This is a genomic window from Pseudomonas sp. K2I15, from assembly GCF_002204795.1.
GTDB lineage: Bacteria > Pseudomonadota > Gammaproteobacteria > Pseudomonadales > Pseudomonadaceae > Aquipseudomonas.
This window is the reverse complement of the sequence record NZ_NIXO01000002.1, coordinates 252299-263232: the sequence shown is the minus strand read 5'-3', so window position 1 is coordinate 263232 and position 10934 is coordinate 252299. Positions and strand designations below refer to the sequence as shown.

At 60.0% G+C, this 10934-nt stretch carries 9 protein-coding genes and 1 tRNA gene; 8 read left to right on the top strand and 2 right to left on the bottom strand.

Features of this window, described 5'->3' with window-relative positions; genetic code table 11:
* Positions 1-188 precede the first annotated feature (188 nt).
* A tRNA-Lys gene (locus CEC48_RS03430) sits at positions 189-263 on the top strand.
* A 51-nt stretch (positions 264-314) separates the two neighbouring features.
* Complete coding sequence (locus CEC48_RS03425) at positions 315-2588, top strand: hypothetical protein (RefSeq protein ID WP_088422459.1); 2274 nt, start codon at positions 315-317, stop codon at positions 2586-2588.
* Positions 2589-2786: 198 nt separating this feature from the next.
* Here CEC48_RS03425 and CEC48_RS03420 read toward each other — a convergent pair whose 3' ends face one another.
* Positions 2787-4031, bottom strand: a complete 1245-nt coding sequence (locus CEC48_RS03420) for a saccharopine dehydrogenase family protein (protein ID WP_088422458.1) — start codon at positions 4029-4031, stop codon at positions 2787-2789.
* A 29-nt stretch (positions 4032-4060) separates the two neighbouring features.
* On the bottom strand, positions 4061-5158 hold the full coding sequence (locus tag CEC48_RS03415) for a carboxynorspermidine decarboxylase (protein ID WP_088422457.1): 1098 nt from the start codon (positions 5156-5158) through the stop codon (positions 4061-4063).
* A 184-nt stretch (positions 5159-5342) separates the two neighbouring features.
* Between CEC48_RS03415 and CEC48_RS03410 the strand changes: the two genes are divergently transcribed.
* The 6 genes from CEC48_RS03410 (at position 5343) to CEC48_RS03385 (ending at position 10928) form a co-directional block, all read left to right on the top strand.
* A complete protein-coding gene (locus CEC48_RS03410; protein ID WP_088422456.1) occupies positions 5343-6011 on the top strand; it encodes a DUF2268 domain-containing putative Zn-dependent protease in 669 nt (222 codons plus the stop codon).
* Positions 6012-6278: 267 nt separating this feature from the next.
* Positions 6279-7283 (top strand): LacI family DNA-binding transcriptional regulator, encoded by a 1005-nt coding sequence (locus tag CEC48_RS03405; RefSeq protein ID WP_088422455.1) that lies wholly within the window; start codon positions 6279-6281, stop codon positions 7281-7283.
* On the top strand, positions 7283-8287 hold the full coding sequence (locus CEC48_RS03400; RefSeq protein WP_088422454.1) for an ABC transporter substrate-binding protein: 1005 nt from the start codon (positions 7283-7285) through the stop codon (positions 8285-8287). Before CEC48_RS03405 ends, CEC48_RS03400 begins: the two co-directional genes overlap by 1 nt.
* Positions 8288-9109 carry an iron ABC transporter permease gene (locus CEC48_RS03395; protein WP_088422453.1) on the top strand — a complete coding sequence of 274 codons (822 nt, stop codon included), beginning with the start codon at positions 8288-8290 and terminating at the stop codon, positions 9107-9109. It begins immediately after the preceding gene.
* Complete coding sequence (locus CEC48_RS03390) at positions 9106-9900, top strand: ABC transporter permease (protein ID WP_088422452.1); 795 nt, start codon at positions 9106-9108, stop codon at positions 9898-9900. Before CEC48_RS03395 ends, CEC48_RS03390 begins: the two co-directional genes overlap by 4 nt.
* A complete protein-coding gene (locus tag CEC48_RS03385) occupies positions 9897-10928 on the top strand; it encodes an ABC transporter ATP-binding protein (protein ID WP_088422451.1) in 1032 nt (343 codons plus the stop codon). Before CEC48_RS03390 ends, CEC48_RS03385 begins: the two co-directional genes overlap by 4 nt.
* Positions 10929-10934 lie beyond the last annotated feature (6 nt).

The window sequence follows — 10934 nt, the reverse complement described above, 5'->3', positions numbered from 1 at the left end:
GGGTCAGCCGATACATGTGTGACTGATCCACCGCTTTCGCGAGCAAGCCCGCTCCCACATTTTGATCTTCAGTACTCTTTGAAATTTATGGGTGCTTGTAGGAAAGCAAACATCTATGTCAGTTAAAGCTTAATGAGGGTAGGGGTCCTTCACATTCTCAAGGCATTGCTCGACAATGCGCCCACTGTTCCGGAGTAGTTCAGCGGTAGAACACTCGGCTCTTAACCGGGTGGGCGCTGGTTCGAATCCAGCCTCCGGACCCATCCATTACACAGCAGTCTGGAAATACTTCCAGATCACACGGAGTGACTAGCATGGATGCCGGTTATGCAGTCTTCCAGCTGTCCAAGGCACTGCTTGCGCACGATCAAACTTGTAGCCCTCTCGCCCGCTTTAATGCCCGCAGACGCATTTCGTGCTGGAAACAGGTTATTGCGCACATTCTGCAAAGCACCGCAGAGTATGGCTCTCGTACCCCGATTGCTGAGATTCCCGCCTGGGTTACGCTGGAAGTAATTACAGGGGGGTTTGCTACCGGTAATCTGTTGGCAGGTGGCGAATTGACCGACTATGAGCGTGAACTGGCCGCCTCCGTCCCGGGGATTCGTCGAGGGTTTGAGCGGTTGGATATCAATGCCTGGCATCTCACAGATGACGGTCTTGATGCGCTGCAGCAGCTTCTGGCCAGTTGTGACTATCGAGTTGATGTGCCGGAAGAGGCAGCGTTATTGACCGTGGCTTGGTTGTCAGGCCAGCGGCGTACTGACGAGGCGCGTGCCCTCATAGAGGTAATTGTTCCTTTTTTTGACCGATTGCGTTTCTTTCCGTCGATCTCTACGCAGCTTCCGATCTCAGCCACGCAGGTACATGTCGTTAACGCGGGTGAGGTGAAGCAGTCTCTTATGACCTTGCCTGCTCAGACTCAGATCGCTGTGCAGAAACAGGTGATCACAAGACGGTTACCCCTTTATGATTCAGCCATCGCACATTTCCTCCTGACTTATCAGGCTGGCTGGCCTTGCCGTGATTACCCACCTCAGTGGCACGTGCAGGCGGCCGAATTGGAGGAAAATTATAAAAAACTTGGTATCGACAGGTGCTCTCCGGACCGCTTGGCGGAACTTTTTTCTTTACTGGAGCAATGCTCCCGCAATGCTGAATCGCTCACAGGGCGTCAGGTAGGTCGTATACGACGAATTGTCGATGACTTCGTGCGCAAACATGGCACTCCGGACTCTGCCTCTCACTTAGCATTCCGCGCGAACCAGCTTCGCCAGGTGGCGGGGCCAGAGCATCATCTAATTGCGCGTGTCGTGGCAAAGCGTCTGTCCAAGTATCCAGCGCAAAGTGGCATTTCGGATTTTGTCGATTTGGCCGTGCCGCTCACTGCTGCGGAGGCATCGGAGTGTGCGCAGGCCGAGGGTGTCGCGATACCAACGGCGATCCTGCGCCGTATTCAACGCTGTCGCAGCGGGACGATTAGCGAACTGATCAAGCATGGGCTGATCACTTCGGGTGACACAGTCGCACGGGTGCTGCCCGCGATGACAGCTCAGCTTAGTAGCTGGGGGTTGCGCGACGAAGCGTTGAGGATGGTCTACGCCTCGACCTACCAGGCGTTCCGTCGGCGGCGTTCCTTATTACTGTTGAATCTTGGGCGTCAGGTTGGCCTGAGTGAGTTGCCCTGGATTGCTGCAATTGAGCGCGACCGGCAGTCAGGCATTGGTGCAGCCAGTGCCGCCAGACAATCGCTCGTTGAGTCAGCGGCATTAACGCTTCACGCCTTCCCTTACGCTATCCTTCCTAACAAGCTTCTCAAGGAGTATGGAGCACTGGCTGACACTGCGGAATTAGATCTTCCCTTCGTGGAAGAGGTCGCTGCAGATATCTTCATGGGGCAGTTTTCCAGTAAGTTTGCTGACGCTGCCAGGCGAACGGGGCCGGTGATAGCAGGTTCACTTTATATACGTTACTACGCCATTGATACTGACGAGCTGACCGGCCTCGTCACCCGAGGGCGGCGACAAGCGCGAGTGGCGAACGATGCGTTCGCGACCTTGTGCGCGAGGCGTGCGGGAGCTGAGTTAGGCACTTGGCATCTGACAACCAATGGCACCATTCTTGAGCAGCAGCAGATTTTAACCACGCAGAACCTCGCGGTATTGTTTGAATCGCTTGGGCTGAAGGTTTTGCTACGGTCTAAATTAGGCAGCATGGTGCAGGCGTGTTTTGAGTGGATATGTAGACGGCATCAGATGAAGATCGAGCATTATCATGCTCGGTTGATAATGCTCAAAAATACGGCCTATGCCTGGCGCCAGATGGTGTTCTACCTGGCGATGCTCGATGAAGATGATCGCAGAGATGCCTTGGCGTCTATTGAGGCTTATTTCGCCATTCAGCCAGTGGCTTTTCGAGAAAGATTCCTGCCGCTGATGAGCGGCTTGCGCAAGGCTTGTGCTGGCGAAGTATTGCCTCAGCTAGCTCCAACTGAGGATGGTGCGAGAGTTTTTCTGGGATGGACAACTACGCGGCATTGGTTACTACCCCCGCAGGAAGTTACTTCAATCCGAGCTGTTGAGCAGTAGTGACGCTAAAGATTCAAGTGTGGGAGCGGGCTTGCTCGCGAAAGCGCTGGGTCAGTACCGAATGGGTTGACTGATATACCGCTTTCGCGAGCAAGCCTGCTCCCACATTTTGATCTTCATCGGGTTTGGAAACGGTGTTCGTATAAACAAAAAATGCGCCCATTCGGGCGCATTTTTTTGTTCCGTCAGCCATCACCCTCAGGCAATAGCATCCCAAGCACGATCACCATTCTCGTCTTTAATCCGAGTCGGCAAGCCCATCACGTCCAGCGCTTTGAGGAACGGCTCAGCCGGCAGTTCCTCAACGTTGGCCATGTGCTTCACATCCCACTCGCCACGGGCAACCAGCAGCGCTGCAGCCACCGGCGGTACGCCGGCGGTGTAGGAGATGCCCTGGCTGTCGGTTTCGGCAAAGGCTTCTTCGTGGCAGGCCACGTTGTAGATGAACAGCTCGCGTGGCTGGCCGTCCTTGGTGCCCTTGACCAGGTCGCCGATGCAGGTCTTGCCGGTGTAGCCCGGTGCCAGCGACGACGGGTCAGGCAGCACGGCCTTGACCAGTTTCAGCGGCACGACTTCCAGGCCTTCGGCGGTAGTGACCGGTTTTTCGGAGAGCAGGCCGAGGTTTTTCAGCACGGTGAACACGTTGATGTAGTGTTCGCCGAAGCTCATCCAGAAACGCACATTGGGCACGTCGAGGTTTTTCGACAGCGAGTGCACTTCATCGTGGCCGGTCAAATACAGGTTCTGCGAACCGACCACCGGCAGGTCGTCGGTACGTTTGACTTCGAACATGGTGTTGCTGGTCCACTGGCTGTTCTGCCAGCTCCACACCTGCCCGGTGAATTCGCGGAAGTTGATTTCCGGGTCGAAATTGGTGGCGAAGTATTTGCCGTGGGAGCCGGCATTGACGTCGAGAATGTCGATCGAATCAATGCGGTCAAAATGCTTTTGTTGCGCCAGCGCTGCATAGGCGTTGACGACACCCGGGTCGAAGCCCACGCCGAGGATGGCCGTGATGTTCTTCTGTTTGCACTCTTCCAGGTGGTTCCACTCGTAGTTGCCGTACCACGGCGGGGTCTCGCAGACCTTGCCCGGCTCTTCGTGGATGGCGGTGTCGAGGTACGCAACGCCCGTGTCGATGCAGGCACGCAGCACCGACATGTTGAGGAACGCGGAACCGACGTTGATGACGATCTGCGATTCGGTTTCGCGGATCAGTGCCTTGGTCGCTTCCACGTCCAAAGCGTTCAGCGCGAAGGCTTGAATCTCGGCGGGTACCTTGAGGCTACCCTTGGCCTTGACGCTTGCGATGATGGCCTGGCATTTGGAGATGTTGCGCGACGCGATAGCAATACGACCGAGTTCGTCGTTGTGCTGCGCGCACTTGTGGGCCACCACCTTGGCGACACCTCCTGCACCAATGATAAGAACGTTCTTTTTCAATTGCTTTATCTCTCCTTTATCTGTCCGCTTTACGAAAGGCTGGACAGGTAGTCGTCGTAACCAAATTCACGAACCACTTCGACTGTACCGTCGAGTTGTTTCACTACGATGGACGGCATTTTCAGGCCGTTGAACCAGTTTTTCTTGACCATGGTGTAGCCTGCCGTGTCGATGAACGACAGTCGATCGCCGATGGCCAGCGGCTGATCAAATGGGTATTCGCCAAAGATGTCCCCGGCCAGGCACGACTTGCCGCACACCATGTAGGTGTGTTCACCCTCGCTCGGCGCCAGCTTGGCGTTGAGGCGATAGATCAGCAGGTCCAGCAGGTGGGCTTCGATGGAACTGTCTACCACGGCGAGGTTCTTGCCGTTGTAGAGGGTGTCGAGCACGGTCACTTCCAGGGAGGCGCTGTTGGTGATCGCCGCTTCGCCGGGTTCCAGGTACACCTGCACGTCGTACTTCTGCGAGAACGCCTTGAGGCGCTGGCAGAAGGCGTCGATGGCGTAGCCTTCACCGGTAAAGTGGATGCCGCCGCCGAGGCTGACCCAGTTGACCTTGTGCAGCAGTGCGCCGAAGCGTTCTTCGATGGTGTTCAGCATCTGGTCGAACAGGTTGAAGTCACCGTTCTCGCAGTTGTTGTGGAACATGAAGCCGGAGATCTGTTCGATCACGCCTTCGATCTTCACCGGGTCCCACTCGCCCAAACGGCTGAACGGGCGCGCCGGGTCGGCCAGCAGGTAGTCGGAGCTGCTCACCTGCGGGTTGACGCGCAGGCCGCGGGTCTTGCCTTCGCTGCGTTCGGCAAAGCGCTGCAGCTGGCTGATGGAGTTGAAGATGATCTTGTCGCAGTTGTCGAGCATCTCCTCGATCTCATCGTCGGCCCAGGCCACGCTGTACGCGTGCGCTTCGCCTTCGAACTTCTGGCGACCCAGCTTGAGCTCGTACAACGACGACGAGGTAGTGCCGTCCATGTATTCCTGCATCAAGTCGAATACCGACCAGGTGGCGAAGCACTTGAGGGCCAGCAGGGCCTTGGCGCCGGACTGCTCGCGCACGTAGGCGATCTTCTGCATGTTGACCAGAAGCTTCTGTTTGTCGATGAGGTAGTACGGCGTTTTGATCATTTTCAGAGCCTGCGGCGGAGCCTGCCAAAAAAGGACACGCATTGTGCCCGCACTTGGGACAGATCGAAAGGTTAGTCAGCGGAATTTGCTGCCCCGGTTATAAGCTGGCCTGTGAATATGACAGCCTGTGGGTATGATGAGCCGCATGGGTGACGGATCCCGGCTTTGGCGACGAGAGGTGAGAATGGACGCATGGACGCTGCATTGGCTGGAGGCTTCGGGGAGCCTGGCGGAGTTTCGCCCTGAGCTGACCCGTGAATTTGAGATCGCTTATGGGGCAATTGCAGCGCTGATGCCGCCGCCGTGCCTGGATATTCTGATCCAGCGACTGCCTGGCGAGACCCTCCCGGAGCTGGGCCTGGTCGGCCGCGCGTATCGCAGCACGATGTTCAGCATGACCCTTGATCCCGACAACCCGAATTTCCTGGCCAGTTTGCGCGGCGGCTCGCTGCATCGGCATGTGGTGCATGAAGTGCATCATTGCCTGCGCATGGCCGGGCCGGGTTATGGCTGGACGCTGGGGGAGGCGATGATCAGCGAGGGGCTGGCCGGGCAGTTCGTCCGGCATCTGATAGGCAGCGAACCGGAGCCGTGGGAGAGGGCGCTTACACCCCGGGAGCTGCTGAGTTCGCCCGTTGACCTCCAGCTTCTGGAGGCCACGTATTACGACCACAGCGAATGGTTCTTCGGTACCGGGGCAAGGCCCAGGTGGTTGGGGTACACGCTGGGTTATCAGATGGTGGGTGCCTGGTTGGCGAAGCAGGGCGAGATGGACGCCGCCACATGGTTCAACGTGCCCGCGAAAGACGTACTCGCCAACGCGGCCAAAGAAGGGCTCGTGACCCAACCTTGAACCCCCCCAACCATCAAGCAACACCAATCCCCTGTGGGAGCCGTCGAGCTTTAGCGAGGCCGCGAAGGCGGCGGCACAGCCGATAAATAGGTTGCCTGACACACCGCTATCGCAGCCTCGCTAACGCTCGACAGCTCCCACATTAGATTTTCAGTGGACGACAAACCCCCGCCCACGCTGACATCAAACCGTCATCTCCCCATCGCCTGACTGCCACATTCCCCCGTTACTGTCCTCGCCAATGAGATCGATCTCAAGCGAGTGACAATGACTGATTTGAAAGACGTAGCCCGGTTGGCCGGTGTATCCCGCGCCACCGCCGCCCGCACCTTTGCCTCCCCGGAACAAGTGCGCCCGGCCACCCGCGAACAGGTATTTGCCGCCGCCCGCGAGTTGGGCTTCAGGCCCAACCTGCTGGGCCGCCAACTGCGCCTGCAAACCACCCAGCTGATTGGCGTGGTGGTGCCCAACCTGCTTAACCCGGTGTTTGCCGAGCAGTTTCAGGCCATGGAGCGCGCCGCGCGCCTGCGTGGCTATAACCTGTTGCTGGCGACCACCGACTACAGCGCCGAGCGCGAAAGCATCGTGGTGGAAGAACTGCTGCGCCAGCGCGTCGACGGGTTGGTGCTGACCGTCACCGACGCCGAAAGCAACAGCGTGCTCCACAGCCTGGCCACTGAAGAAACGCCGTTCGTGCTGGCTTACCACCAGCCCAGTAACCCCAACTACAGCGCCGTCTCGGTGGACAACCGCGCCGGCATGGCGCTGGCCACCCGTTACCTGCTGGAAGCGGGCCATCGCCGTATCGCCATGGTCGCCGGGCCCGCGTTGCAGTCCGACCGTGCCCGCCTGCGTTACGCCGGGTATTGCGATGCGATGCGCGAGTACGGCCTGGACAGCCAACCGGTGATCGAAATGCCGGCCCACACCCAAGCCGAATTCGCCGCCATCGAACCCTTCCTGCAAGGCCCGCAGGCGCCCACTGCGCTGGTGTGCTCCAACGATTTTCTCGCCATCAGCCTGATCGCCGAACTGCGCCGCCATGCCTGGAACGTGCCCGAACAACTCTCGGTGATGGGGTTTGACGGCATTTCCCTGGGCACCCAGATGCACCCGACGCTGTGCAGCGTGGTGCAGCCCATCGCGCTGTTGGCCAGCACCGTGATTGACCAACTGCTGGCGCAAATCGCCGGCAACGCCCCGATTTCCCATTGCCTGCCGTGCCATATCCGGCCGGGCGAAAGTACCCAACCCCATAAAGGAGACGCTTGATGAGCATGTTCAGTAAAACCCTGGCGGCATTGCTGCTGTGCGGCGCGGCCAGCCTGGCCCAGGCCGCCGACACCGCGATTTGCTACAACTGCCCGCCAGACTGGGCAGACTGGGGCACGCAACTCAAGGCGATCGCGGCGACCACCGGCGTGCAGGTGCCGCTGGATAACAAGAACTCCGGCCAGTCCCTGGCGCAATTGGTGGCCGAAAAGGCTGCTCCGGTTGCCGATGTCGTCTACTACGGCGTGACCTTCGGCCTGCAAGCGCAAAAGGCTGCGGTGGTGGAGGGCTATAAACCCAAAGGCTGGGAGCAGATTCCCGCCGGTTTGAAAGACCCGGACGGCAAGTGGTTCGCGATTCACTCCGGCACCTTGGGCATCATGGTCAACGTCGATGCCTTGGGTGGCCTGCCGGTGCCGCAAAGCTGGGCCGACCTGCTCAAGCCGGAATATAAAGGCATGGTCGGTTACCTCGACCCTTCCAGCGCCTTCGTCGGCTACGTCTCTGCGGTGGCAATCAACCGCGCCATGGGCGGCGACCTCGACAACTTCGCCCCGGCCATCGACTACTTCCAGAAGCTGTCGAAAAACGCCCCCATCGTGCCCAAGCAAACCGCCTATGCGCGGGTGCTCTCCGGCGAGCTGCCGATCCTGGTGGACTACGACTTCAACGCCTACCGCGCCCGCTACAAGGACAACGCCAACGTCGCCTTCGTGATTCCCAAGGAAGGCAGCATCAGCGTGCCTTACGTGATGAGCCTGGTCGCCAACGCACCTCATCGCGCCAACGGTGAAAAGGTCCTGGATTTTGTCCTGTCCGATGAGGGCCAGGCACTCTGGGCCAAAGCCTACCTGCGCCCGGTGCGGCCAATGAAGATGCCGGCCGACGTCGCCGCGCAGTTTCTGCCAGACAGCGACTACGCCCGAGCCGGTGTGGTGGACTACCAAAAAATGGCCGCCGTGCAGGAAGCCTTCGCCGCGCGTTACCTGAGTGAGGTCAAGTAAGTGAAGGCACTTTTGCGGCCAAATCCCGCCTGGGCATTGGCCCCGGCGTTTGCGGTGCTGCTCGCCTTCTGGTTGTTGCCGCTGGCGCACCTGATCGTGCTGGGCGGCGAAAGCCGCGACAGCCACGGCAGCGGTTACTGGCAAGTGCTGAGCAGCGCGCAATACCTGGGCAGCCTGGCGCAAACCTGTGTGCTCGCGGTGCTGGTGACGTTGGCGGCGCTGCTGGTGGGCGGCATCACCGGGGTATTTCTCGCCCGCCAGCACTTTTTCGGGCGTTCGGCGCTGGTGGCATTGCTGACGTTTCCGCTGGCGTTTCCCGGTGTGGTAGTGGGCTTCCTGGTGATCCTGCTGGCGGGCCGACAAGGCTTGTTTGCCGCCCTGGGGCTTCAGTTGGCCGGTGAGCGCTGGATCTTTGCCTATTCACTGGCGGGGTTGTTTGTCGGCTACCTGTACTTCTCGATTCCACGGGTCATTCTCACGGTGATGGCCGCGTGTGAAAGCCTCGACCGCAGCCTGGAAGAGGCTGCCCACTCGCTGGGCGCCGGGCATTGGCGGGTGGTGTGCGATGTGATCGTGCCTGGCCTTGCACCGGCACTGGCATCCTGCGGGGCGATCTGTTTTGCCACGTCCATGGGCGCCTTCGGCACGGCGTTTACCCTGGGCACGCGGTTGAACGTGACGCCCGTCGCCATCTATAACGTGTTCACCAACTACGCCAATTTTGCGGTGGCGGCAGCCCTTTCGGTGGTGCTCGGCCTTGTGACCTGGGCCGTGCTGTTGCTGACGCGGCGCCTGGTGAAAAACGCGGGGACAGTCCTGTGAAGCGCTCATCGTTGTTTGTCATTCAGCTGTTGTTTACCTTGCTGGTCTGCGCCTTCATGTTGGTGCCGGTATTGATGTCATTGCTGGCGGGGCTGACGCGCAATTTCTTCGTCGGCCTCTCCAGCGGCCTGACCTTCGACTGGTTGATCCAGGTGTGGCAGGCCTACTCGCCGACGGTCTGGCTTTCGCTGCAATTGGCCCTGGCCTGCGCGGTGTGCGTCTGCGTGATCGGCGTACCGGCGGCGTATGCCTTGGTGCGCATGAACAACCGCTTCAGCCGCGCCTTCGAGGAATTGATGGTGCTGCCGGTGGCCATGCCCGGCCTGGCCAGCGCACTGGCGTTGTTGCTGACCTACGGCCAGTTCGGCGAGTTTCGCAGCAGTTGGCTGTTCATCCTGGTGGGGCATGTGTTGTTCACCTTGCCGTTCCTGGTGCGCCCGGTGATGGCGGTGATGCAACGCCAGCAACTGCCGGTTCTGGAGGAGGCCGCCGCGAGTTTGGGCGCGGGTCCCATTCGGCGCTTTTTCAGCGTGGTGGTGCCTAACTGCCGGGCGGGGATCCTGGCCGGGGTGTTGATGGTTGTCACCTTATCGCTGGGCGAGTTCAACCTGACCTGGATGCTCCACACGCCGCTGACCAAGACCTTGCCGGTCGGCCTCGCCGACAGCTACGCCTCGGCCCGCCTGGAAATCGCCAGCGCCTACACCCTTATCTTTTTGCTGATGATCGTGCCGCTGCTGATTGCGCTGCAGGCCATCAGTGCTCGTCTGTCTCGTGGAGAGCGTCGATGACCGCTATCACCATTCGCCTGAAGGGTTGCCGCAAGGCATTCGCCGACGGCACCGTTGCCGTGCAGAACCTGGACCTGACCATCGAGGGCGGCGAAACCCTAGCCATTCTCGGCCCGTCCGGTTGCGGCAAAACCACGACCTTGCGGCTGATCGCCGGCCTTGAGCGGCCCGATGTGGGCCAGGTTTTTTTCGGTGACCACGACGTCACGCGGTTGCCTATCGAACGGCGTGACGTGGGCATGGTGTTCCAGAACTACGCGTTGTTCCCCAACCTGGATGTGGCCGGCAACATTGTCTACGGTTTGAAAATTCGCGGCATCGCGCCGGCTGAGCGCAACAAGCGCTGTGACGAACTGCTGGAGCTGGTGGGCCTGCAAAACCACGGCAAGCGCAGCATCCATGAACTGTCGGGCGGCCAGCGCCAGCGTGTGGCACTGGCCCGTGCTTTGGCGCCCCGGCCCAAAGTGCTGTTGCTGGATGAACCGCTGGCAGCGCTCGATGCACAGTTGCGTGAGCGCCTGCGCAGCGAGCTGGATCAGCTATTGCGCGGCCTGGGCATCACTTCGGTGTTCGTCACCCACGACCAGGGTGAAGCCATGGCCCTGGGGGATCGCATCCTGGTGATGGAGCAGGGGCGTATCGCGCAACTGGCCAGCCCGCGGGAGATCTACCAGCAGCCGGCCAACGCGTTTGTCGCAGGCTTTGTGGGCAACCTGAATGCCTTTTCGGTGATTGATCGCACGGCCCATGGCTTGACAGTGTGCGGCGGCGAACTGCCGTGGCACGAACCCCATCTGCCGGCCACCGTGTACTGCCGCCCCGAGCACCTGCGGGTGATGGAGAGCGAAGGGCACCTGCACGGGCAGCTGCTGGCGCAGTTTTTCCAGGGCGCGCAAAGCCGTCTGCTGGTGGATGTCGGCGGCCCGCAACCGCTGCTGGTGGACAGCAGCGACAACCAGCTGCACGCCGTCGGCGCGCCGATTGCCCTGGCCATCGCCCCACACAAGCTGTTCACCTTGCATGCCTGAATTCAG